The 25,059-nt window shown below is 39.4% G+C and carries 24 protein-coding genes and 1 pseudogene; 2 read left to right on the forward strand and 23 right to left on the reverse strand.

The features are described from left to right. Positions 1-75 precede the first annotated feature (75 nt). The 19 genes from murC to ESP02_RS06215 all read right to left on the reverse strand — a co-directional run bounded on the left by murC (position 76) and on the right by ESP02_RS06215 (position 17,754). Positions 76-1,410, reverse strand: a complete 1,335-nt coding sequence (gene murC, locus ESP02_RS06125; RefSeq protein WP_002319131.1) for a UDP-N-acetylmuramate--L-alanine ligase — start codon at positions 1,408-1,410, stop codon at positions 76-78. Positions 1,411-1,540: 130 nt separating this feature from the next. After that, positions 1,541-2,302, reverse strand: a complete 762-nt coding sequence (locus tag ESP02_RS06130) for a YdcF family protein (RefSeq protein WP_002374544.1) — start codon at positions 2,300-2,302, stop codon at positions 1,541-1,543. 27 nt (positions 2,303-2,329) lie between these two features. Beyond that, positions 2,330-2,800, reverse strand: a complete 471-nt coding sequence (locus ESP02_RS06135; protein ID WP_002374542.1) for a SprT family protein — start codon at positions 2,798-2,800, stop codon at positions 2,330-2,332. A gap of 19 nt (positions 2,801-2,819) precedes the next feature. Further along, positions 2,820-5,000 (reverse strand): Tex family protein, encoded by a 2,181-nt coding sequence (locus ESP02_RS06140; protein ID WP_002374540.1) that lies wholly within the window; start codon positions 4,998-5,000, stop codon positions 2,820-2,822. Positions 5,001-5,143: 143 nt separating this feature from the next. Continuing rightward, the gene (locus ESP02_RS06145) at positions 5,144-5,875 is read right to left on the reverse strand and encodes a metallophosphoesterase (RefSeq protein ID WP_010732482.1); all 732 of its coding nucleotides are present in this window, start codon (positions 5,873-5,875) and stop codon (positions 5,144-5,146) included. A gap of 68 nt (positions 5,876-5,943) precedes the next feature. Beyond that, positions 5,944-6,885, reverse strand: a complete 942-nt coding sequence (locus ESP02_RS06150; protein ID WP_002374538.1) for a rhodanese-related sulfurtransferase — start codon at positions 6,883-6,885, stop codon at positions 5,944-5,946. A 176-nt stretch (positions 6,886-7,061) separates the two neighbouring features. Continuing rightward, positions 7,062-7,430 carry a VOC family protein gene (locus ESP02_RS06155; protein WP_002374534.1) on the reverse strand — a complete coding sequence of 123 codons (369 nt, stop codon included), beginning with the start codon at positions 7,428-7,430 and terminating at the stop codon, positions 7,062-7,064. Between the two features lie 365 nt (positions 7,431-7,795). Continuing rightward, the gene (locus ESP02_RS06160) at positions 7,796-9,187 is read right to left on the reverse strand and encodes an L-cystine transporter (RefSeq protein WP_002306552.1); all 1,392 of its coding nucleotides are present in this window, start codon (positions 9,185-9,187) and stop codon (positions 7,796-7,798) included. A 210-nt stretch (positions 9,188-9,397) separates the two neighbouring features. Next, complete coding sequence (locus ESP02_RS06165) at positions 9,398-9,784, reverse strand: DUF1149 family protein (protein WP_002291995.1); 387 nt, start codon at positions 9,782-9,784, stop codon at positions 9,398-9,400. 55 nt (positions 9,785-9,839) lie between these two features. Continuing rightward, positions 9,840-10,463, reverse strand: coding sequence for an HAD-IA family hydrolase (locus ESP02_RS06170; RefSeq protein ID WP_002374528.1), 624 nt, complete (start codon positions 10,461-10,463; stop codon positions 9,840-9,842). Between the two features lie 62 nt (positions 10,464-10,525). Then, positions 10,526-11,194: a 2,3-diphosphoglycerate-dependent phosphoglycerate mutase gene (locus ESP02_RS06175; RefSeq protein ID WP_025478499.1), complete on the reverse strand. Its 669-nt coding sequence runs from the start codon at positions 11,192-11,194 to the stop codon at positions 10,526-10,528. A gap of 11 nt (positions 11,195-11,205) precedes the next feature. Continuing rightward, positions 11,206-11,643: a hypothetical protein gene (locus tag ESP02_RS06180; protein ID WP_025478498.1), complete on the reverse strand. Its 438-nt coding sequence runs from the start codon at positions 11,641-11,643 to the stop codon at positions 11,206-11,208. 61 nt (positions 11,644-11,704) lie between these two features. Continuing rightward, a complete protein-coding gene (locus tag ESP02_RS06185) occupies positions 11,705-12,376 on the reverse strand; it encodes a hypothetical protein (protein WP_010732477.1) in 672 nt (223 codons plus the stop codon). A gap of 184 nt (positions 12,377-12,560) precedes the next feature. Further along, positions 12,561-12,959, reverse strand: a complete 399-nt coding sequence (locus tag ESP02_RS06190; protein WP_002292005.1) for a P-II family nitrogen regulator — start codon at positions 12,957-12,959, stop codon at positions 12,561-12,563. After that, positions 12,956-13,729: a DUF1538 domain-containing protein gene (locus ESP02_RS06195; protein ID WP_002329273.1), complete on the reverse strand. Its 774-nt coding sequence runs from the start codon at positions 13,727-13,729 to the stop codon at positions 12,956-12,958. Before ESP02_RS06195 ends, ESP02_RS06190 begins: the two co-directional genes overlap by 4 nt. Then, positions 13,726-14,409: a DUF1538 domain-containing protein gene (locus ESP02_RS06200; RefSeq protein WP_002292009.1), complete on the reverse strand. Its 684-nt coding sequence runs from the start codon at positions 14,407-14,409 to the stop codon at positions 13,726-13,728. Before ESP02_RS06200 ends, ESP02_RS06195 begins: the two co-directional genes overlap by 4 nt. Positions 14,410-14,576: 167 nt before the next feature. After that, complete coding sequence (locus ESP02_RS06205; protein ID WP_002374524.1) at positions 14,577-15,464, reverse strand: carbohydrate ABC transporter permease; 888 nt, start codon at positions 15,462-15,464, stop codon at positions 14,577-14,579. Continuing rightward, entirely contained in the window at positions 15,461-16,330 is an 870-nt protein-coding gene (locus ESP02_RS06210; RefSeq protein WP_025478497.1) for a carbohydrate ABC transporter permease, read from the reverse strand. The genes ESP02_RS06205 and ESP02_RS06210 overlap by 4 nt, the downstream gene beginning before the upstream one ends. A 137-nt stretch (positions 16,331-16,467) precedes the next feature. Beyond that, entirely contained in the window at positions 16,468-17,754 is a 1,287-nt protein-coding gene (locus tag ESP02_RS06215) for an ABC transporter substrate-binding protein (RefSeq protein ID WP_038398761.1), read from the reverse strand. 274 nt (positions 17,755-18,028) lie between these two features. Here ESP02_RS06215 and ESP02_RS13605 point away from each other — a divergent pair, with 274 nt between their 5' ends. Next, complete coding sequence (locus tag ESP02_RS13605; RefSeq protein WP_002372861.1) at positions 18,029-19,525, forward strand: helix-turn-helix domain-containing protein; 1,497 nt, start codon at positions 18,029-18,031, stop codon at positions 19,523-19,525. Next, positions 19,522-21,258: pseudogene (locus tag ESP02_RS06225) on the forward strand (sensor histidine kinase). Before ESP02_RS13605 ends, ESP02_RS06225 begins: the two are co-directional and overlap by 4 nt. Positions 21,259-21,332: 74 nt before the next feature. Here ESP02_RS06225 and pheA read toward each other — a convergent pair. From pheA to ESP02_RS06245, 4 genes are read right to left on the reverse strand one after another with little or no spacing between them, the layout of a single operon-like run. Beyond that, positions 21,333-22,157, reverse strand: coding sequence for a prephenate dehydratase (gene pheA / locus ESP02_RS06230; RefSeq protein ID WP_002372868.1), 825 nt, complete (start codon positions 22,155-22,157; stop codon positions 21,333-21,335). Then, positions 22,154-22,663, reverse strand: a complete 510-nt coding sequence (locus ESP02_RS06235) for a shikimate kinase (protein ID WP_002372870.1) — start codon at positions 22,661-22,663, stop codon at positions 22,154-22,156. The genes pheA and ESP02_RS06235 overlap by 4 nt, the downstream gene beginning before the upstream one ends. Then, positions 22,656-23,951 carry a 3-phosphoshikimate 1-carboxyvinyltransferase gene (gene aroA / locus ESP02_RS06240; protein ID WP_038398759.1) on the reverse strand — a complete coding sequence of 432 codons (1,296 nt, stop codon included), beginning with the start codon at positions 23,949-23,951 and terminating at the stop codon, positions 22,656-22,658. The genes ESP02_RS06235 and aroA overlap by 8 nt, the downstream gene beginning before the upstream one ends. 12 nt (positions 23,952-23,963) lie before the next feature. Continuing rightward, positions 23,964-25,055 (reverse strand): prephenate dehydrogenase, encoded by a 1,092-nt coding sequence (locus ESP02_RS06245; protein WP_002372873.1) that lies wholly within the window; start codon positions 25,053-25,055, stop codon positions 23,964-23,966. Positions 25,056-25,059: the final 4 nt, after the last annotated feature.

Consider the following 25,059-nt stretch of genomic DNA (forward strand, 5'->3'; position numbering starts at 1 on the left):
GTAAAAAAGGGAGCATGACAAGAATTTTGCCACTCTCCCTCTTTCTATTTTTATAAGGACACTGCAGTAATTGTATTACAGTACATTTTTCGTCGTGCTGCTTAAAAGTTTTTCATACGCTTGTTCAAATTTTTGAACATCTCCAGCACCCATGAAGATTACTACTGCATCATGATAATCTAATAATGGAGATACATTATTTTCTTTGATGACTTCTCCACCTTTTTTGATTTTCGCTCCAAGGTCTTCAATCTTAACGTTTCCTTGTTCTTCCCGAGCCGAACCAAAAATATCGCATAAGTAAACTTTATCAGCTAAATCAAGTGCTTCTGCAAATTCATCCATCAATGCAATCGTACGCGTAAACGTATGGGGTTGGAAAACTGCAATTATTTCTTTATCTGGATATTTTTGGCGTGCGCCATCGATCGTTGCTTTGATTTCTGCAGGGTGATGCGCATAATCATCGACTACGGTCATGTCTGCTACGATTTTTTCACTGAATCGACGTTTTACTCCTGGGAAAGTCAGCATTTCTTCCGCAACTTCTTTCAGATCCAGTTTTTCAAAATATGCGACTGCAATAACACCTAAAGCATTTAAAATATTGTGTTTGCCGAATGCTGGTACAGTGAAATGTCCAACAAATTCATCCCCATGATAGACATCAAAAGCAGAACCGGATGTTGTACGTTCGATGTTTCGTGCTTGGATATCATCATTTTCTGTGACACCATAATAATAAATCGGCACATCTGCTTCTAATTTGCGTAAATAAGCGTCATCACCGTACGCAAAAATAGCTTTTTTCACTTGTCCAGCCATTGTTTGGAAAGCTGTAAATACATCGTCGATACTTGTATAATAATCCGGATGATCAAAATCGATGTTTGTCATGATCGCATAGTCTGGTGAATAGGCAAGGAAATGACGGCGATATTCACAGGCTTCAAATGAAAAGAATTCCGCTTGCGGATCACCATGGCCTGTTCCGTCTCCAATTAGATAACTTGTTGGACGGACACCACTCAATACATGAGAGAGCAGACCAGTCGTACTTGTTTTTCCGTGAGAACCTGTTACAGCGATACTCGTATAGTTTTGGATAAAATGACCAATAAAGTCGTGATAGCGAATCACTTCCAAACCTAATTCTTTTGCTCGCTGGATTTCTTCATGTGAATCAGGAAATGCATTTCCTGCAATAATCGTCATACCTGGTTTTACATTCTCTGCGTTAAATGGCAGAATCGTGATATTTGCTTTTTCTAAATCTCTTTGTGTAAAGAAATATTTTTCAATGTCTGATCCTTGGACATTTAAACCTTGTTCATGTAAAACAAGAGCCAAGGAGCTCATTCCTGAACCTTTGATACCAACGAAATGATACAATTTATTTTGATTTTCCATTTGAATCCTCTTCTCTTATCTAGCGTCCATTCTTTTAGCTATTACATTCAACACGCTCCTCATTATCTTATAAACGATTGAAAATTTCAACCAAATTTATTTAGAAAGGAGGATTCGCCTGCTAAAAAGGTCATGTACGGGAAAAATCTGTTTTTATTGACTGTTTGATTCTTGTATAAGAAGACCAAACTTCTTCTGATATATCAATATGAGGAATAAAATCTTTTCCTTTCGGACCATAGCCATTCTCATCGTCGTGGAGTCGCTCCATTTCTCCTAACACCAGTGCATAGAAATATTCCTTCGGCCATTGATGGTTCAGTTCTTTTGCTGTAAAGATGATCTCCTCAGAAAAGTGAAGGATTTCCGGCACAAATGGCACAGCATTTGCGAAAACAGTTTGTTCATTTTGCCATACTTTCTCAAAAGTTGCTCGAGTCCTGCGTTGCAGTGTCGGATCATTCATCAATAGGACTTTTTCTGGTACAGCATCTAAGGAATGAAGAATCTCCAGTGAAAAAGTGGCGTTCTCTCCAGAATTTGTAGACTTCGATTCTATCAGGAAAGCCTTATCGGGCAAATCATAGACTTCTTTTAGATACTGACGACAGATTTCACTTTCACTCATGCCTTCTTCAAAATGAAATCCTTGCTTTTCAAAATTCTCATAAAGGATCCTAGTCGCATGACCCACCCCGCCGACCAAAAACAAACGTTCTACTTGACCATTTACATACATTTGTGCTGCTTTATCAGCTAAGATAGGAAGACCGTTTCCAGCTAAAATAAGTGTAGGTGCCGACAATTTCTCAAAATCTTTCTCATCAGGTGCGGCTAAAAAGGCTAATAACTGATTCCAGTCTTTTAGATTTCTCTGCTCGTTTTTTTCCAAAAACTCTTCATCCTTTCATCTGATTTTTTATACTTCATTGAGGCTTTCTCTCTTTGTCTCAATCCATTTGATTTCCCCATGACATCTTCCACAACGATATTTGTGTACATCGATTCTTCTTTTGCGGCAGATTGTGGCAGAACAATCTTGGCATTGATAATATTCGATCTTTATCTGTTTCTTCGTCAAGGCTGGCGCATAGCGCAATCCTCCTGTTTTTTTCAAAAGATACTTGAAATCCATATCTTTATGACGATACCCTCTTCCAGTTAGATGAAGATGATAATGGCAAAGTTCATGTTTGATGATTCCTGCAATCGTCTCTTTGTCTGACTCTTCAAACAGCTTTGCATTAAAATCTAAATGATGATCGTTTAAATGATAGCGCCCGCCAGTTGTACGCAAGCGTGGATTGAACATTGCTTGGTGCTTGAAAGGACGCTGGAAGCTTTTTAATGATATCTCTTCTACTAACTGCTGCAGTTCTTCTTGTGTCAATTTTTGTTACTCCTCATTGTTACTCTTCATAAGGGGAAAGCATCGTCAAACTGATTCTGCCTTTTTTCGTATCAACTTGTTCTATCCAAACCGTCACGATATCTCCGACTGACACGACGTCTGTTGGATGCTTGACAAATTTTTTGCTAAGTTTTGAGATATGGACAAGTCCGTCTTGTTTCACACCGATATCGACAAATGCGCCGAAGTCGATGACGTTACGGACCGTTCCAGTCAATTCCATCCCTGGTTTCAAATCTTCCATACTCAACACATCTGTACGCAATAGGGGCGCTGGCATCTCATCACGCATATCTCGTCCAGGTTGTGTCAGCCCAGCTAAAATATCGGCTAACGTTTCTTCTCCGACTGATAAGCTTTCAGCCAGTTTCTCCGCGGATAACCGTGTCAATTTTTCTACTGCTTCTTCTGTCCCAAGCTCTTTTTCTGAAAGATGGACTGTCATTAATATGTCTTTCGCAATAGAATAACTTTCGGGATGGATACCGGTGTTGTCCAAAATGTTTTTCCCGCCAGGAACTCGCAAGAAGCCGATTGCTTGTTCATATGCTTTTGGCCCTAAACGTGGCACTTTTTTCAGCTGAGTTCGTGCAGTAAATTCTCCATTTTCTTCACGATAACTGACAATGTTTTGGGCAGTCGTTTTATTCAATCCTGATATGTGCTGCAAGAGCTGTGGACTAGCCGTGTTCACATCCACGCCTACTTGGTTGACCGCTGTTTCCACGACAAAATCCAATTGTTCAGCCAAACGTTTTTGAGAAACATCATGTTGGTACTGTCCTACACCGACAGCTTTAGGATCGATCTTGACTAATTCAGCTAAAGGATCTTGCAGACGACGGGCAATAGAAACTGCACTTCTTTCTTCTACTTGTAGATGCGGGAATTCTTTTCGTGCAATTTCGCTAGCGGAGTAAACAGAAGCGCCAGCTTCATTGACAATGGCGTAATAGGCTTTATGGTCGGCTGATTTCAATTGCTCAGCCACAAAAAGTTCTGATTCCCGACTGGCTGTTCCATTCCCGATAGCTACCATATCTACTTGATATTTATTGATCAATTGGATAAAAGCTGGACCAGCAGCTTCCCTTTTCGCTTGTGCTGCAGGTTTATGCGGATAAATGACTTCGATTGCCAAAACTTTTCCTGTCGCATCTACGACTGCTAGTTTACATCCAGTACGATAGGCCGGATCAAATCCCAGTACGACTTTACCTTTTAGCGGCGGTTGCAACAAAAGATTGCGAAGATTTTCTCCAAAAATAGCGATGGCTTGCTCATCCGCTTTTTCAGTCAATTCATTACGCAGTTCTCGCTCGATTGCCGGCTGTATAAAGCGTTTATAACTATCTTGATAGGCTTCTCTTACAAAGGAAGAAGAAGGAGAGGCAGGATTTTTCACTAATTGGCGATCCAAGTAAGCTAAAACTGCTGCTTCGTCTACTTGAAGGAACACTTTGAGAACCTCTTCTTTTTCTCCTCGATTAGTGGCCAATATCCGATGAGAAACCATTTTATGGACAGGTTCTGCAAAGTCATAATACATTTCGTATACGCCTTTTTCATCTGCTTGCTCATCCTTGACTTGGCTGACATACATGCCTTTGTTATACGTATAAGACCGAATCCAAGTCCGAAATTTTGCATTATCGCTGACTTGTTCAGCAATGATCTCATGCGCACCTTGCAACGCTTCTTCAGCAGAAGAGACTTCTTTTTCTTTATCGATATATTTTTCTGCTTCCGACTGCACCTCTCCATCTGTAAGCTGCATCAGCCACAGCGCGAGTGGTTCAAGTCCTTTTTCTTTAGCAATCGTTGCTTTTGTCCGTCGTTTCTGTTTGTATGGACGATATAAATCTTCCACTTGTTGCATTTTTACGGATTGCGTGATTTCTGTTTCTAACTCAGGGGTCAGTTTCCCTTGTTCATCGATCAGCCGAATCACTTCGTTTTTTCGTTTTTCTAAGTTTTCAAGATATGCATACCGCTCTTCGATTTCACGAATCTGGACTTCATCAAGACTTCCAGTCATTTCTTTTCGATAACGCGCGATAAAAGGAACGGTGTTTCCTTCATTTAACAAATTAAGTACAGTCGTCAACTGCTTGGGACGATAGTCTGAAAGCTCTTTTTGTACAAGCTGAATGATTGTCTGGTTCAAATTTTCCGTCATTAAAATGCCTCTTTTCTGCTAAAAATTGCTTCTTTATTCTATCATACTTTTTATCATGGGTTAAACTGCTGAAAGAAACAATATTCTCTATACAAATAAAAAGAGCCGCAACAAAGTCGCAGCTCCTTCATTCTTTCCATTCGTCAGATTCCTTGCCAAGATCCTTTGTTGTTCTGATATTCAATGTCTTGAAGGATACCTTCCTTGTCAAAAACAACCCCATGCAATGACCCTCCGAATACAGCCCCACCGTCCATTCCGATTTTATGATCCTGAATCCAGAGGTCTGTTGTCTGCATATCTCCATGGAGCATTGGTGTAATCGTATGTCCAAATACAATTGTCTTACCTGTGTTGTTTTTCCCTTCATGAAATGGTTCCCGTATCCAAATAAAGTCTCTTGGACTTGTCTTACGCCAGTCTTTCTTTGTCAAATCCACTCCAGCATGGACAAACAGATAATTTTCCCATTCATAATACAAGGGGCGCTGGACTAAAAATTCAATCAGTTCTGGGTATCTTGATCGGATCATCATTGAGATTTCAGTCGGGGAGTATTCCTCCGATGCACCTGGGTGAAGTAGGCTTTCAAATGTTTCTTTTCCACCATTTCTGATATAAGGCGCATACCAGTCCTCCGGTGCTTGCAGAAATTGCAAAAAATATTCTTCATGGTTTCCCCGGAGATAAATGGCACCTGTTTCTTCGACTAATTGCTTTCCTAATAGAAAACATTCCTTTGTACGAGGCCCTCGATCATTGAGATCTCCTAATAAAACAAGCTGATGGATCGTCGGATCATAATAGTGAATAAGTTTTTCAAAAAGATCATATTTACCGTGGACATCGCCAATAGCATAAATCAATGATTTCATGTGGATCACCATCCTCAACGATAGTATAGCGCATATTGGAAATGGTCGACAATCAAAACTATTGTTTTCTATTTACTTAAAGCTGCAAACCGCAGTTCTGCTTCTTCTGGAGAGATTCCATGGTCTTGAACATAGCGGTTGCGTGGATGTTTCGCACACTCTACGCTACATGCTCCTAAATGTTTTTCTTCATTTTCAACGGAAGCAAGAATCTGACGATTGCACTCAGGATTGCTACAATTGATATATCGTTCACATGGTGTTCCGTCAAACCAGTCGCGACCGACGATTTGTTTATCTACTTGGTTGATATCGACAGCGATCCGTTCATCAAACACATACATCTTGCCATCCCATAATTCTCCTTGGACTTCAGGATCCTTTCCATAAGTAGCAATACCGCCATGTAGCTGTCCGACATCTTTGAATCCTTCACGGACAAGCCAACCAGAAAACTTCTCGCAACGAATGCCGCCAGTACAGTAGGTCACTACCCGTTTTTCCATAAATTCTTCTTTGTGCTCGCGGATCCAGTCTGGAAGCTCTCGAAAACTGCGTATATCTGGGCGTACAGCCCCTCGAAAATGCCCCAAGTCATATTCATAATCATTCCGTGCATCAATCACCACTGTCTGTTCGTCTAAAATAGCTTCTTTAAATTCTTGCGGTGAAAGATAAGCACCTGTCACTTGGTTTGGATCAATGTCCTCTTCTAGTTTTAAACTTACAAGCTCTGGACGGTATCTTACAAACATCTTCTTAAAGGCATGTCCTTCGCTTGGATCGATCTTAAACATCGTATCAGCAAATCGAGGATCAGCTTTCATTGCTTCCATATAGGCAGTCGTGTTTTCAACGGTTCCAGACACAGTACCATTTATTCCTTCTTCAGCTACTAGAATACGACCTTTAAGATCCAAAGATTTGCAAAAGGCTAAATGATTTTTGGCAAATTCCTCTGGTTCTTCTATTTTTGTATAATTGTAATAAAGCAGTACTTGATAATCCATGTATTTCTTCCTTCCTTCTTTTCGTTCCTAAACAGTATAAAGAAGGCGTTCGCATTTGACGATTTATTTGCTTGTGTATAATTACGCATGTGATTTTTGTTTACATAATATTATTATTTAAATTAAAAAGACTTTGCTTTCCTGTTTCGCACAGAAAAACAAAGTCTTTATTTCTATTATTTACCTGTAACCGCAAAGTAATTGCCATCGGGATCAGCAAAGTTGAAGACATATTCTTCTCCAAGCTGTACCATATCACCTAATGTGACTGATTGCGTCTGCATTTTTTTATATAGTCCAAAGATATCTTTGCTGTAAAACATCAAAGATGGGGCACTAGTAGCTGTGCCAGGTGAATGGGACTCAACAAACGCTCGATCATATAACACGAATGAGGTTTGACTGTCCTCAACTCCTACTTCAATTACAAGCGTCCCATCCATTTCTTGACGATCTTTTTCCGCAAAGCCAATTGCTCTCCAAAACGCTGCATTTTTCTCTACATCATCCACATAAAGCATGATTTTTATTTCATTCGTAAACATCTGTTTCCTCCTAAACGATCTGTTCTAACATTCCCAACTTTGTCAGTTTACCATAGGAAAATGGGAAAATCTACGAAAGCTCTCAACAGAATCGTCCTACTTAAATACGCTTTTCTTTAATAATAAATAAGTTGGTTGTTTTTATTATTCACGCTTTCACTTTTCGGAATAAATAATATGTATTTATATGGAATATATAAAAAAAGAGGTTGTGACAAAAATCAAGTCACAACCTCTGGTAAACGGTGTTCCAGAAGTAGCTTCTCGGAAATAAGCCGAAATTCCACAAAAATTTGAGAAGCTATTTTTGGGAAACTTCGGCTTATTTCTTAAAGCTGACCACTTCTATCACAACCTCTTTTTAGCTATGCATTCACATCGATCACTTTTGAATCATCATTGATGACATCGCGATCTAAATCTTTGATGCGTGCACTTGTCACGATACCAGCTACCATGCTACCGCTGACGTTTACTGCTGTACGTGCCATATCAATCAATGGTTCGACAGAGATAACTAACCCAACGATTGCTACTGGCAAGTTCATTGCCCCTAAAACGATCAGTGAAGCAAATGTTGCACCACCGCCGACTCCGGCTACACCAAAAGAACTGATTGTTACAATCGCCACAAGCATCAAAATAAATTCCAGACTAAAGACATTCACTCCAGCCGCTGGTGCCACGATCGTTGCCAACATAGCTGGATAAACGCCAGCACAGCCGTTTTGTCCAATAGACAAACCAAAACTTGCTGAGAAGTTAGCTGTCGCATCGTCTACTCCTAAAGCTTTTGTCTGAGTCTCGATGTTCAATGGCAAGGCTCCGGCACTTGAACGTGAAGTAAACGCAAAGCTCAATACTGGAAAAGCTTTTTTGAAATAGTTGATTGGATTGACTTTGGCACCAATCAAAATCAGTGAGTGGACAATCAAAACAGCAAGCAATGCTACGTAAGATGCAACGACAAATTTACCTAAATTGACGATAGCTGCAAAATCACTTGTTGCCAAAACGTTTGTCATCAAAGCAAATACCCCATATGGTGTCAAACGCAGAACAAGCGTCACGATTCGCATAATGATTTTATACAGACTGTCGACTAAATCTGAAAAGAATGCTGCTTCTTTTGGCGCTTTTCTTTTCACACCTAGATAAGCGATACCGACAAAGGCTGCAAAAATAACGACTCCAATCGTACTAGTTGCACGGCTACCTGCTAAATCAGCAAATACGTTTTTAGGGATAAAGGATAAAATCTGCTGCGGAATCGATAAGTTTTCAACCGTTTCCTGACGTGTCGCCAATTCAGAGATTCGTGCTGTTTCTGCTGCTCCTTGTGTGAATTTAGCTCCTTGAAGACCGAACAGCATCGTTGAACCGATTCCGATCAATGCTGCAATAGCTGTTGTACCAAGTAAAGAAGTCAGTACAGTTGCACTGATTTTCCCCAGCTTTTCAGAAACTTTCATTTTTGTGAATGCACCAATGATCGAAATGAACACTAGAGGCATAACTAGCATTTGCAAGAATGATACATACCCTTGTCCTACGATCCCGATCCATTCCATTGATTGAGTAACGACTTTGTCTTCTACACCAAAGATCAATTGAAGCAGACCGCCAAAGACGATACCAACTCCTAATGCTGTAAAGACGCGTGTTGAAAATTTTGTATGGCGCTTTTGCATACGATAGAACACATATAATAATGCCGCAAAAACTAGAACCACTAAAACTGTGATGAGTGTTGTCATTTTTCTCCTCCTCTTTTATTAATGACAAGTCCATCGAAGGAAGTAAAGGTTCCCGAGAATGATTCTTCAACCATCCTCCTGAAAAATTTTTTTCAGTGACTTTTACATTTTAGACGATTTTTATCGAAATGACATTCTTTTTGCTTACAATTAGTAATAAAAAAACATTCCTGTGATAGATTAAAACTATCACAGGAATGTTTTTACTGTCTATTCTTGTTTTTCTGATTGAAAATTCAATTTTACCCCAGGCTGATCCAAGGCGATCTCTGTCACCTCATAAGACATCCGGCGTACGATATCGAATAACGGTGCTACTAGCTCGTCCACTTCTTCTTGTGTGACATCATTTTGACCTTCAATTTTCCGATTGAGGATATGATTGATCTGACTCACACTTCCAGATAAAACATATGTATCAAACACTAAACGGAACTCTAAGCGTGCTCCTACGATGCTATGTTCTTTCGGATAGTTTTCGATCGTTTCTTTCAAAGGCGAGAAGCCCACTTTCAAATCTGTTTCTACTTCTTGGTTCGGTAATCTCATATCATAATGAAATGCTTCTACTACTTCTTTTTGTCTTCTGATTTCCATATAATTTTATCACTCCTTTATAAAAATTATAACATATCTCCTTTGTAAGGGGATACTATTTTTTTACGTTACTCCGCAAGGATAGAATTTCATTTAAATTTCCTACAACATGATCTGCAAGAATCTCCCCCAGAAAATGATCGATATCGTAAAGACAAGTAACGACTCCTGCGTTTTTCCCTGCTTCGATATCTAAACGGCGATCGCCGATCATCATCGTGTCTGTTCTTTCTAAATGAAAAGTATCAATCAAATACTTTAAAGATGCTGGATCTGGTTTACGAGGAAAATCCTGATCAATCCCTACTACTTCCTCAATCAGATGGGCTAATTGATACTCTTTCAGCAGTTCCCATGTCGATTCTGTCAAACGGTGGGTCAAGATGAAGTGACGTCCTCCATTGGTTTTTAGCCTTTCAAGTACTTGTTTCGTTTCTGGAAATGGACGGGAAGCTTCCTTGCTTTTTTTCTCATACCGATGAAACAATTCATTAAACTCATTGGCGTCCAAATTTGATTCATTGATCAAATAACTGGTGGAATATTTTTTCATTTTGAAGTAGATCTCTTTTTTGTCCATATTGATACCAAAATATTTTAGAGCTTGCTGAGCACCATCTACCATTGCGGGATACGTATCAAACAATGTACCATCAAAGTCCCATATATAATTTCTCATGTTCTTTTTGTTCCATTCCTTTGCTACTTTTTTCTATCTTTCATTATAGATAAATACGTTGATTAAAGTATTGTTTTCTCTAGAATCGTCAAATCGTCTGCTAATGTATATTGGATTGGTTGTGCATTCGGGATATCAATTGTATCCATTTGATCCTCAGGAACATTTTCTAAATATTTTGTCAGTGCTCGGATGCTATTCCCATGACCCACAACTAGTAAATCTTTCCGATCTTTTAGTTTTGGTGCTAGTTGATCTTGCCACAAAGGAATGATCCGATTCACTGTCATTTCTAGACTTTCTCCGTACGGAATCAAATGTGGATCCAAATGATCATATCTGCGGTCAAATCGGTTTTCTGCGGTTAACGGCGGAACTTCTGTATATCCTCTGCGCCATTTCTTTACTTGATCTTTTCCGTATATTTCTTTCATCTGATCCTTGTTTTTACCAACAAGATCCCCATAGTGCCGTTCATTCAGACGCCATGTTTTTACTATGGGAAGCCACAACTGCCCCATTTCTTCTAGTGCGACTTGACCGGTAAGAATCGCGCGTTTTAAAACAGAGGTGTAAACCGCATCGAATTGAAGACCGGCTTCATACATTTTTTGACCGGCTACTGCTGCTTGTTCTTTTCCTTTTTCTGTTAAGGCGACATCTAGCCACCCTGTCCAGTAATTTTCAAAATTTGCTTCGCTTTCGCCATGACGCAATAATACTAATTTCATTTTTTTCTCCCTTAAACATTCGTTTCGAATTTTATGCCACATGTTTTGCATGTCACGCGTATTCGTCCTTTTCCTCTAGGCGCACGCTGCTTTTGATGACAATTCGGGCACTCAAAAAAAGTATAGCTTTTTCGTTCCGTTTTAGCTTGCTTTTTGTTTCTCATCTGATGATATTTTTCTTTGCCTTTATCAAAATATTCCAAATAACGTTGATTTTCATTTAGTCTAGGATAGATTTTTTTTGATAGAAAACGAAATAGCATCCATCCGAAAAAAACGATGAACAACAATTGCCCGATCCTAAATGGCAACCACCGACTTAGTAAACTAAAAAAAAGTGCGATAATCAATAAAACACGATTCAATTGATCAAATTTTGCATATCTTCCCTGCATAAGTTTTTGATAGTTCTGCTGAAACCGTATCAGTCTTTCTAACCATGTTTGCATCCTGTTATCTCCTCCATCATCTATCATTCATTATGACAAAAAAATCAAAAAAGAAAAAGCCTTAATTGGCCTTTTCCATTGCGACTTGATGAAGGACATTCCGATTTCTGGTAAAGTCGATCACAATCACTTTCTTTTTATCTTCTCTGTTGACTACACGGAATGTGTCCGTCAATGGCAAAAACAGCTTCTTAGATGGTAGCTGTTGCATACGTATAAAACGATGGATCATCGTAATTAATTGAGGGAATTGAATGGACGTATGAAGCAGATTTGGATATTTTTTCAACAGTTGAGTCGTTTTAAGCAAATTCCTTTTTTTACTGATTACTTTTAAAAAGCTTTTTAGAATCTTTTGCTGACGTCTAAAAATAGAAAAAGAATTTTCATCATCTATTTGATAACGCATTTGTTTCTGTAGTTCTGCTGCAGTCAAATGAATCTTCCCATCATTCGTATCGATCATCAAACCTTCTGGGAATAGCTCAACGACTGCTCGATCCCAAGATTCAAGAGAAAGCTCGATATAATCTTTTACCGGTAATTCCAATTCTGCCTCAAAAAAGTGCAAAACAGCCGATAGCCCTTCTGCTTGATAAATTTCTCCTAATGTTAGTCCCTCTAGATGGAACTCTGGTGAAAAATGCAGCAATGTTTTATTTTCCTGCAATTGAACATATAGAAATGTAGACCGCTCAATCAGAGTATCTTTTAAAACAACTAAAAAATTCATTTTTCTCCCCCTTTTTTCATCATTTTTAAAATAGCATATTTTGAAAAGAAAGTCTGATGCTTAGAGAAGAATTTCATAAAAATTTACTATTTCATAAGTATTCACGAAAAAAACCTAAACAAAAAAGCGGAAATAATGCTCATCCGCCTTCTTGTTTAGGTTTATTTCTTCTTCAAATGCTTGTCTATGATTCAGGATTTTCTCTATCGTTAGTTTCATCCAAAAGTTCCTGCATCCCGATAATTTCCCGATACTGATGAATCTTAGTGATACCAATTACTTTATCTACATCAATACTAAAACAAATCCCGTTACCTGGAACATCGATGTTGATGCCTTGACCAATCGCATCCATCACTTGATTCGTCAAACTATCTGGTACTAATGTCAAAACAACATCTTTTTCTGGCGAGATGTCCAAACCTAAAAATTTCCCTGAATCATGTACACCAGAACCACGACCATGCAAGATTGTTCCGCCTGCTGCACCTGCTTCTTTTGAAAAGTCGATGACATCTTCACCTGTTCCTCCGTCCACGATTGTCACAATCATGTGAAGATTCAATGCTACAAGATCTTTCATTTGCTTTCCCCCAATTTTTGCAATCTTTCTTTTTCGATTCTGTCTTTTTCATCTTTTCGTTTATAAATATATCCTAGTACTAAAGTGGATAATATTGGTGTCAATGCAATCATTGCAACCACACCAAACCCATCAATGATCGGATCTCTTCCCTCAATTTGTGCAGCGATCGCCACGCTCATTGATAAAATAAATGTCGAACACATCGGACCCGTTGCTACTCCACCGTTGTCAAAAGCCATTGCTAAAAAGATCTTGTCCACTTTTCGTCCTAAAATAAATGCTAGCCCATATCCTGGGATCAAGAAATAATAAAGAGAGAATCCGACGAGCAAACGCCACATAGACAACCCTACTGCTGCGCCAATCCCAATCGAAATCACCATCAGCATGATTTTCGACCGGATCCTTCCTTCACTCAATTCTTCAACCTGTTTGACCATTACATGAATCGCCGGCTCAGCAAACCCTACTAGGAACCCCATCAAAAAGCCAAGGGGAACCAATATATAATTATAGGGCAATCCAGCGATCGTACTACCTAAATGCTGTCCTACCGGAACGTAAGCCATATTGACTCCGTGCAGGAAAAGGATCAACCCAATAGTCGTTATCAAGAAGCCTTTCATAATGTCAAAGAAACGCTTCTTGCGCATACGAAAACTAATGATATTCATCAAAACAAATAGAATCACGATAGGTGCCACTGCTAAAATAACTTCCATAGTAACGATCTCGATACCATCTATCACTTGCTGCCAGAAACTCATTGGAAGATCACCCCCAAAATCATTACGGCAAGAATTGGCCCTAATGAAGCAATACCAACCATTCCAAAGCTGTCATTTTCATTTTTCTTTTGTTTGATCATACTAGTCATCCCGCCGGCAAGGGCCAAGATAAATGGAACAGTTACTGGACCAGTAGTTACTCCCCCCGAATCAAAAGCAATCGGCATGAATTCGGAACTGGTGAAAAACGAGGCGATCAAAACGCCTATGTAGCCTATAGCCATCAATTGATAATAGGATAGCTTGAATACGACCCGAAGCAGCGCAAAGGCTAGAAATACTCCAGTGCCGACGCTGACGATTCCAATCAGCAACACTCTGCCAATCTCTCCGTCAGATATATCATATACTTGTTGTCCCAAAACTTGCACGGAAGGTTCAGCAATCGTGATCACGATCCCGATAGCAAACCCCAAACTGACCAAAACAGCCAAACTTTTCTTTTTGATCATATATTTCCCTACTAGATCTCCGACTTCCATCATGGAATAGTCTGCCCCAAACAAAAAGAGCGTCATTCCGATCATCATGATAGCCGCACCTACCAAGAATGAAGCGAGGTCTTCTCCTTCTAACGGCGCAAAAACAAACGTTAAAATGACAATCAGGACGGTCATCGGCAATATGGCAGCAATCACTTCTTTAAAATTTTTTAGCATGTATCCTCCTCCTTTACTCTTTAAGTTTACCTTAAAATGAAAGAGTTTTCGAGCATAAACTTAAAACGTTATCATTTAATTTTTCTCAACATAAAATAACACACGTCCCAAAAGTGTCTTTTTACTTGGAAAAGATGACTTTGTAGGGACGTACTTATTGTTGTTTTTTATTTTACAGAGCCGATCATTCCTTGAACGAATTGTTTTTGCAAAACAAAAAATACGATGGCAGTTGGTAAAGTAGCGATGACTAATCCAGCCATGATCATTCCATAATCTGGCGTATAGGAAGCACCCATAGCAGATAAAACAAGCGGAACCGTCCGTTTATCAGGTGACTGCAAAGCCACTAAGGGCCATAAATAATTGTTCCAGCTGCTCATGAATGTGATGATTGCTGCCGCTGCATAGGTATTTTTAGCCGTCGGCATATATACTCTAAAAAAAATACTTAGTTCTTTTAGACCGTCTAATCGAGCGGCTTCTACTAGATCTTTTGGAAAGGATTTAACATTTTGCCGGAAGAAGAAGATCAAAAAAGCAGTGCTGACAGATGGTAAGATGACAACTAAGAAACTATTGATTCCCAAAATCGTTCCGTTCAATTGTGAAAACATTCGATACAAAGGAATCATCAATGCCGCAAAAGGAACCATCATCGATAGCAGTAGAATACTGAAAATCAAATCTTTTCGCTTGCTTTGATAAATCTCAAATCCATATCCTGCCATTGACGAAATCAGCAATGCAAACACAGTGGTCACTAGAGCGATCATTGCTGAATTCCAAAGGGAACGAGTAAAATTCAGTTCATTGGAAAACAAATTTTGAAAATTGATGATCAAGTTACTGCCAATCTTTATTTTTCCCGATGTGATATCCACGGGTGTATTCGTCATTCCCAGAATCATCCAGACAAAAGGGAAAATGGAAATAAATGATAGGATGCTTAATGCTGTATACTTTAATGCTGACCCAATTGCCGAACGAAGTCCTAAGGCTTGTTTTTTGACGTTGGGGTGTGCGATCGTTTCTTTTTCTACTATGCTTTTCATCGACTCTCTCCTCCTACTTTCGTTTGGATTATCGACAATATCACAATAAAGGCAACAATAACAAAGGAAACTGCTGCCGCATATCCAAAATTAGGCGTGAATTTATAACTCAAATTATAGATGTATTGAGACAGCGTGGTCGTTGCATTTGCTGGTCCCCCGCCAGTAATATTTTGTACTTCATCAAAAAGCTGCAATGTCCCGATCGTTGAAGTAATGGAAGTAAACAAAATGATCGGTTTTAAATTCGGGATCGTCACTTTGATAAACTGCTGCCATTTAGAAGCACCGTCAATAGATGCTGCTTCATAAATCTCCGAATCAATATTTTGCATGCCTGAAAGGAAAAAAATCATATTGTATCCAGTCCAACGCCAAGTGATCGAAAGAATGATCAAAACTTTCGCCCAAATTGAATGAGTCAGCCAGCCAATCGGAGTGTCAATCATACCAATGCCCAACAACAAGTTGTTTACAAGGTCAGATTGAGAAAATAGACTTTTCATGATCAGAGAATAACTGACCATCGAAGTGATACACGGAAGAAAAATAGCTGTTCGAAACAACCCTTTATATTTCAGCTTTTTATCATTTAAAAGGTTGGAAATAAAAAGTGCTAGAAACAGCATGATTGGTACTTGAACTAGTAAATACAGGAACGTATTGAAAAAAGCTTTTTTAAAAGTTGCGTCTGTCAGCATCCGTTGATAATTACCTAATCCGTTAAATGTCATATTGACAGGGGGACCACTTTGAAAAGACGTGATCAAAGCCAAAACCATCGGAATAAAAACCATGATCGATATCAAAATGACTGGCAAGATTAAAAAAGCATGCCCGTTTTTGAATAAATCTTTCTGCTTCATTCTTTTCCCTCCAATTTCTATCATTGATTATTTAATTGAAAAGACAAGAAAGACAACGTCTGTAAGGCAGCCGCCATCTTTTTTGTCTTTTCTGTTGTTTGATGAAAAAGCGAAGAAATTCACTTTTTTATCACCAATCAATTAGCCAACTGTGCTTCTACTTGTTTTTGTGTATCTGCTAGTACCTTGTCTGTCTCTTCTCCATTGATGATTCGATGAAGAGCTTCGGCTACGACTGCTTCAATTGCATAGGTCTCATGTCCGTAATTCACTTCTGGAATTTCTGATGTCCATTTGGAAAAATTATCAAAGACCTTTTGACCACTGTAAAATTCTGAAGCTTCTTGATAAGCTTCTTGTTCATTTGCACTAAGCATCGCAGACACCAGTCCGATTTCTTTCGCAAGAGTGCCCATCAGTTCTTCATTCGATGCAAACGTTGCTTCGAGGAAATCTTTCGCTGATTCTTCTCCAGCTACTCCTTTGAGCACATACCAGCCAGCACCGCCAAGGTTAGAAGCTTGCGCTTTTTGTAAATTTTCTGGAAGTGCAGGTATTGGCGCAATCTTCCATTTTCCAGATTGGTCTTCTGCTCCTTGGATCGTTGAAGAATACCAGGCGCCAGTTGGGCTAGAAGCTACTGCTCCTGATTGTATCGCAGTTACTCCAGCATTCCAGTCAGAGGTTTGTTCGACTAGGTCTTCTTTCAAAAGAGTGGCAAATAATTCAAGACCATACTTTAAAGATGCATTGTCTTGGATTGTGACCGTCTCCCCATCTTTGGACGTATACCATTCTCCCGCCTGTTGCATCATCATTCTTACTCGGCCAAGATCAGAAGGATTGACTTCAGCGATTTTCTTTCCCGTCTTTTCTTTGACATCTCGCGCTACTTGAATGTACTCGTCCCACTTCAGATTCTCCATATCCTCTTCTGTATATCCTGCTTCAGTCATCAGATCCGTACGATAGAAGTTTGCTGTTACGCCCGAATCGAAAGGAACACCGTATATTTTTTCTCCTACTTTGTTTACTGCAAATTTATATGGTGCAAAATGATCTTCCTTTACAATAGCAGTCAAGTCAGCGAATGCATCTGGATAAGAAGTCAAATAGCCTTGTATCCTATAATCTTCAATCAAGACGATATTGGGCAATCCTTCTGTATTCCCGCTTGCTAAAGCGGTGTTCAGTTTCTGAACGATATCATCCTGAGACATCGTAACAACTTCTATCTCTGTTTCTTCGTTCTCATAAACTTTTTTTGCTTCATTCACTGCTTTGATATTGAATGTCTCATCCCACGCCCAGACAGTGACTTTTTCTTCGTTGTCTGCTGTGCTACTAGCACTTCCGCATCCTGTTAAGAAACCTGATGCTACCGCTAAACAAACAACTCCAGCAATTAACTTTCTGATGTTCATTTTTTATCCGCTCCTTTTCTATCCAATAGTTGTTTACGTTTGCTACATTCATCATATCAAAATTTGAAAACGGTTTCTTTATTATTCAGATACTTCAAAAATTTCTCCTAAAATAATAAAAAAATACAAATCAACTATGACAAAAGGAATAATCTTAGTATCTAGACCAAAGATCGAAAGGGTGAAGGTTTCTTTAAAATAAAAATATCCTTGCATTTTCTCCTAGAAATAAGTATTTTTAAATTACAAGACTATTCTTAAGGCGGGTAAAAAAATGCCAATACGCGTAATTCTTATCGATGATGAACAGACGATTTTAGACGGAATGAAACAGTTGATCAATTGGTCTGAGCACGGGTTTCAATTAATAGGGACTTTTTCCAGCCCGGTGAAAGCGCTTGATTTTTCTTTAGTACATGCAATCGATATCGTGGTCACAGATGTAATGATGCCTGAATTAAATGGGATCGAATTATCCCGGCTATTAAAACAGCAACAACCTGAAACACAGATCCTTATCCTCTCTAGCTATGATGAATTTGATATGGTTAAAGATTCTTTTAAAGAAGGCGTCGCTGATTATCTTTTAAAGCCTCGATTGAGTCCTGATTTTTTTCTAAATTCCTTAACTGCCGTTTCACAAAAAATCAAAAAAAGCCCAATCACCGATCGTTATGAGCAGATCTGCGAGAATCTTTCACAGCAGATTGCTGGACAAACTCGTCCATTGCTTGACCCTCTTCTTTTTGAACACACCTTGTTTTTTCTGTTATATACCGAAAAACGGCCATTCAGTTCAAAACAAGGCTCTAAACAAAAACAGTTGATCATCCATTCGTTGATGGATAGCGACGATTCGTTTACTATTTATCCCTTTTCTACCTTTTCAGAAGAATCCGGCTATGTGATCAATACTGATTCCAAAGATACGCTTAGGAAGTTTGTTCAAAAGTTTCGTCAAGAAATTTTTCCAGATGATTTTTTTGTTGTTTCTGACTCTTTTTCAATTCAAGATATCAATAAAATATTCCAAGAAATCAGAAATTGCACCAAAGGACAACGCTTCTATCATAAGGGAAAGAACCTTGCTTATCAGCATGAACTTCTTCCGTTATTAACCAACCACGAGCAGCAAGCAAGTAGCTATTTAACAAAAATCGTTCATAAAGACTACGCTTTAGCTGTCAAAGAACTTGAGGATTTCTTTACGACAATATTGGAACAGCCTATTGATCCAGCTTATTTGAAACATGAAGCAATCAATCGTTTCTATGCATTACTCAACGCTTTGGCTGACGAGCATGTTGGGAATGAAGAACTTTCTTTGCTCAAGATCGCCCTTCCTTCTTTATTAGCCGATGCTGAGTACTTCGAAGATTTTTCTATTCTTGTCAAAGAAACACTTGAGAAACTCACCCACTTTTCTGCAAATGCAAAAAAAGACAATTTCGATATCTTGACTTTGATCTACGAGTTCGTTCAGGAAAATTATGAGAAAGAAATCAATTTACAACTTCTATCCGAAAAATATCATTTTTCATATAGCTATCTCTCAGCCATCTTTACTGAAAAATTTGGCATCAACTTTTCAAAATATCTAAAAAAAGTCCGTATCAGTAAAGCCAAGCTCTTTTTAACGGAAACACGGCTTACTTTGACGGAAATCTGTGAGAAAGTCGGCTATACCGAACTGGGTTATTTCTCCAGAGTTTTTAAAGAAGAGACAGGAATGACACCTTCTCAATACCGTAAAGGAACTTTTGTAAAATGAGAAAAAAAATCAAAGAGCATGAACTCTTTACCAAACTTCTGTTCATTTTGTTCATCGGTCTTTTTCTGCAAGCCATCGTCATCTCTTTGTTTATTTATCATCGATCAAGGGATGCCTATATCCAGCTGTTCAATCAATCGAATGATGTGGTACTAAAAAAGATCCAATCTTAATTTGAAAGCTTGAATGATGCAATCGAGAATACATTAGCCGCTTTTGATTCCAACCCAGCTGTCGAAAACTATTTTTCCAATGATCCAGCCCAACATATGGAACAGCTTCAGCAACTAAGAACAATCCAAAAAATGAATGACTCTCTTTCAAAAATCCATCCAATGATCGATTACGATGTATTGATCTTTGGAGAAAATGGAAGAACTTTTGTCGGAAATGACATGCTCACTGCCGTATCTGCCGATTCTTTTTTTCAATCTGCGATTGCCCAGAGAGTGAATGAACGCGCTGCTGATACGCAAATGCTTTTTGCACAATACGGATTGACTCTTCGCGATAAGAAAGCACCCAGCGTCTTTTTTGTCAAAAAACTGAAAAACACATTGAATCATATTTACGGATATGCTGTTTTATCGATCTCATCCCAGCAACTAGCGAATCTTTTTCAATCTGTGGTAAATCCCGAGATATCGAAGATCTCCTTCATGAACGAAGAACAGACGGTCATCGCATCAAATGAAGAAAATACAATTGGGAGCCGATCAATGATTTTCAAAAAACTGATAGTAGGTGAAACAGTCATTTCAAATGGACAGCAGTTGACCCGTCTTCCTCTGTACCGCCAGCATTGTACATTACTCAGCCAAGTCGATCTTCATTCTTTGTCTAACCAAATGGGCGTGATTTTCCCCATTATTTTGTATAATATCGTGACACTTGTTTTTGCTGGCTCATTGGTATTTATGTATTTGGATCGACACACAAAATCGATCTACCGCTTGATTGATTCGCTAAAATGGCTAGAGGTAGATGGCTTGAAAGCTACTGTTCCTGTACAAGGAAGCCATGAAGTCCAATTGCTAGGGAATACGATCAATCAATTGCTAAGCAGCGCGCAGCATCATTATGAACAGACGATCCAAGACGAAAAGAAGAAACGTTCGCTTGAAATCCAGACTATGCAAGCTCAGATACAACCCCATTTCATTTATAATACGCTGACTAGCTTGAAATTTTTGATTTGGCAGCAAAAAACAGATGAAGCAGTTCAAGGAATCGACAGTTTCATTACTTTACTAAGAAGTACGATTGGAAAAAAAGAAGAAGTGATTCCAGTCAAGGAAGAAATCAAAAGCGTACAAAGTTACATCGATCTTTTGAGTATGCGATATGGCGAAAGAATCTCGGCTAAAATAATGATTCCTGATGAACTGCAGACATTATCTATGCCGAATATGATTCTTCAACCAATTATCGAAAACGCCTATCTTCATGCTTTTCACAATAAAACGCAAGGATTCATCACGGTGTACGGCAAAACAAAAAATCAGCTTCTTTTATTCGAAGTGATTGATAACGGCGATGGCTTCGATACTGAAAATACCAAACAAAAAAATGATCATTTCTCAGGAATCGGCATCAGCCATGTAGATGAGCGGATACGCCTAATGTATGGAGATGCATATGGCTTAACGATCCAATCAGTGATTGGGACAGGAACGACTGTAACGATTTGTCTCCCGCTTCTTCCTAAAAACCAATCAGAATATCAAAAATAAAGAATAGCCAAGCGCTGATTTTTTTATTTTAAGTTAAATAAATCAATCAGTATTCTTGAATTTCATCTACGCGTCTATTCTACTGTCAATACTGGATAACAGCCCAATATTTGACTTTTTCCTCCGAGCATCTTGATTTCTTGGAGCGCATTCTCTACTAATGCCATTGGGCGGTCCAACAACAAATCGATCACGAAAAAATATTCTCCCAAGCTAGTTTTCAATGGTCGGGATTCAATCTTACTTAAGTTGATCTCCCGCCAGCCAAAAGCTGCCAGCATTTTATGAAGCATCCCTGGCCGATTAGCAGGTAGTGTCAAGATGACACTCATTTTTACTGGAGCTGACTGCTGGCTAGTCATCTTTCGGTCACCGACGATCCAAAAACGTGTCTGGTTCAACTCATTATCTTGGATATTCTCAGCTAAGATCTCTAATCCAACATGCTGTGCTGTTTCTAATGAAGCAATCGCTGCTGCGTCTTCTTTCGGATGTTCTGCTACATACATTGCTGCAGCAGTTGTTGATTCTGTTGCTACTAAAGGAACATTAGGATAATACGTTTCTAAAAACTGTTGTGATTGTGCTAGTGCTTGGGGATGAGAAAGGATTTTTGTAATCTTTGTTGCTGCATTGCCTAAAAGCTGCTGCTTGATAGGAAGAACGATTTCACTTTTAACTTCGACTTCTGGATGTTTGGAGAGAAGATCGATTGTGTGATGAACAGATCCTTCCAATGAATTCTCTACAGGAACGACAGCCAGATCGACCTGTTTGCGAAACAACGCGCGCAAACAAGCAGGGATCGAAGCATACGCAGTCAATTGTTCTGTAGGAAATAGCTGGCAAGCCGCCTGATAAGTGAACGAACTTTCTGGCCCTAGATAGCTGACATTCATATGCTTTTGATCCTTTCTATAATGGTATCGATGATCTTTTCTGGTGTTTCATTGGTCGTGTTGATTCGATGTGTCGCGCTCTCTTCATACCAGGAAAGTCGTTGTGCCAATAAGGCTTTTATTTCTTCTCTTGTTTTTCCAATAGCTAACGGTCGAATAGACGTTTTATCTTGTTGGATACGATCGATTAGACAATCTGCTTCTGCCTCTAAGTAAAGAACAATAGGCTGCGTTTGTAAAAATTGCCGATTGGCAGCACATTGGACGATTCCTCCACCAGTCGCGATAATTTTATCTTCATTTGACAGCTTTCTTAAAACCTTTGACTCCACTTTTCGAAAGCTGTTTTCACCGTAATAGTGAAAATATTCGGCAATCGACAATTGGATATGTTCCTCAATCTTTGTATCTAAATCTACATACTCTTTTTGTAAACGTTGAGCTAACCCTTTACCGATCGTTGTTTTTCCAGCGCCCATGAAACCAATCAGCAAAATGCTAGCCATGAGCTTCTCCTCCTGACACAAGTTCTGCTAAATCGTCGAAAAATGCCGGATAAGAGATTGAAACGGCTTCGGCTCCTTCTAGTTCGCAAGGTCCATCAGCTATCAAAGCAGCTACTTGCAGCATCATACCGATTCGATGATCGCCTCTGCTGGAAACTTTTGCACCATGCAGAGGTGTTGGTCCATGGATGATCAAACCGTCTGCTGTTGCTTTTATCTTTGCCCCCATTTTTTGCAATTCTTCTGCCACCGCATCAATTCTGTTGGTTTCTTTTACTTTTAATTCTTCTGCGTCTTTAATGATCGTGATTCCTTCTGCTTGAGTAGCCACTAAAGCTAGAATGGGCAGTTCATCAATCAGACGCGGAATGATTTCTCCACCAATCGTTGCTTTCTTCAAACGACTCGTCTTGACACTTAAATCAGCCGATTGGTTCTGTTCATTGTGATTCGTCTGGGTAATCGCTGCGCCCATCTCCTCCAGTACATCTAAGATACCGGTTCTTGTTGGATTGACCCCGACATTTTTTAACAACAGTTGGCTTTCCGGAACAAGAAGCCCTGCTGCTAGAAAGAAAGCAGCTGATGAAATATCACCTGGAACAGTTATCTGCTGACCGGTTAATTTTTGCGGTCCTGTCACCATGATTGTTTTATCTTCCACTGTGATCCTTCCACCAAATTGACGAATCATTTCTTCCGTATGGTTACGGGAACGTTCTTTCTCAACGATTACGGATGTACCTTCTGCTTGTAGTGCCGCAAACAGCAAAGCTGATTTGACCTGTGCACTAGCTACAGGCATATTGTATCGGATAGGTGATAAAGAGCGGGTTCCTGTCACAGTGATTGGTAGATACTGATCATTTTCTTTTCCTTGCAAGTCAGCACCCATCTCGCGTAAAGGCTCCATCACTCGCCCCATTGGACGTTTAGACAACGAAGCATCACCGAACAGAGTCGTTGCAAAAGGCTGTCCAGCCAAAATACCCATCAATAAACGACTCGTCGTACCGGAGTTTCCCATGTCGATGGGTTCAGTTGGTGGGACAAAGGAGTGGCTACCGCGACCATGAATCTTGATCACCTCTTCCTCTTCTTCGATTTCGACACCTAATTGTTGGAAGGCATGTAAAGTACTCAGACAATCTTCTGCGCGCAAAAAATTTTGTATAGTCGTCGTTCCCTCAGCAATTGCTCCAAACATGATGCTGCGATGAGAAATCGATTTATCTGCTGGTATCCTAACAGTCCCTCTTAAACCATGTATTTGTTGTAATAATCGCATTTATCCAACCTCCTATTTGATCCAGCAATGATAACTGGTATTAGATATAATGGTTCTTTTTGCTTGTAACAAATCCTGTTGATTTTTGAAACTGATTTGTAGTATCCCTAAAATATCTTCTCGCGTCTCTTGGATCTTCAAATTAATCAAAGAAACTCCCGCTTTTCCAATCAGTCCAGTTACTTCTGCAATCACGCCAGGCTCATCTGGCACATCGATAAATAAATCAAAAAAGGCAGGAATCGCGCCTTGCTTATGGATAGGCAACTGGTCTCGACTTTCTTTTGCCCGATTGAAAAAAGAAAAGATTTCCGATTGGTTCTCAGTCATAATCCATTCTGCTATTTGTGTCATTTCTTGTTGCCAATCTGCCAATCGTTCCAATAATATCTGCTTATTGCTCAACAAAATATCTGTCCACATGACAGGATCCGAGGAAGCAATCCTAGTGATATCTCGAAAGCCTCCTGCTGCCAGTTGTTTGGCTCGCGGATATTCTTGATTGAATTGTTCTGCCTGATTAACTAAACCAGCTGCCAGAATATGTGGAAAATGACTTAGCATTCCTGTTATACGGTCATGTTCTCCTGCTGTAAGAGTCACATATTTTGCTTTGGTTCCGCAAAATAGTTCTTGCAGTTTTTCAACATCTTTTTTCGTCTTTTCCAAAGGTGTAAAGATGTAATAGGCATTTTCAAATAGTTTAGCATCTGCTGCCTGTATACCTGATTTATGAGAACCAGCCATTGGATGGCCACCGACAAACCGAAGATTTTTCTGCTCAGCGGATGTCACGACTTGCTGCTTCGTACTGCTGACATCCGTAATGATGACGTGATCAGACAAGTTGATTCTTTCAAGGACATCAAGATAAGCTAAGGTTGTACGGACGGGAACGGCTAATAAGATAACGTCTGCTTGTTCTGCACCTGTTTCAAAATCATTTGCAACGTAATCAACGATCTGCTGTTCTACTGCTTGCTCACGGGTTTTTGACTGACTATCCCAACCAACTACTATCAGTTCTGGATTGGTCTGACGAATACAAAGTGCCATAGAAGCACCAATCAGTCCAAGCCCCACGATAAAAACATGTTGTGCCATCTTA

Origin of the sequence: Enterococcus sp. NBRC 3427 (genome assembly GCF_007996925.1) — a bacterium.
Taxonomy (GTDB): domain Bacteria; phylum Bacillota; class Bacilli; order Lactobacillales; family Enterococcaceae; genus Enterococcus_B; species Enterococcus_B lactis.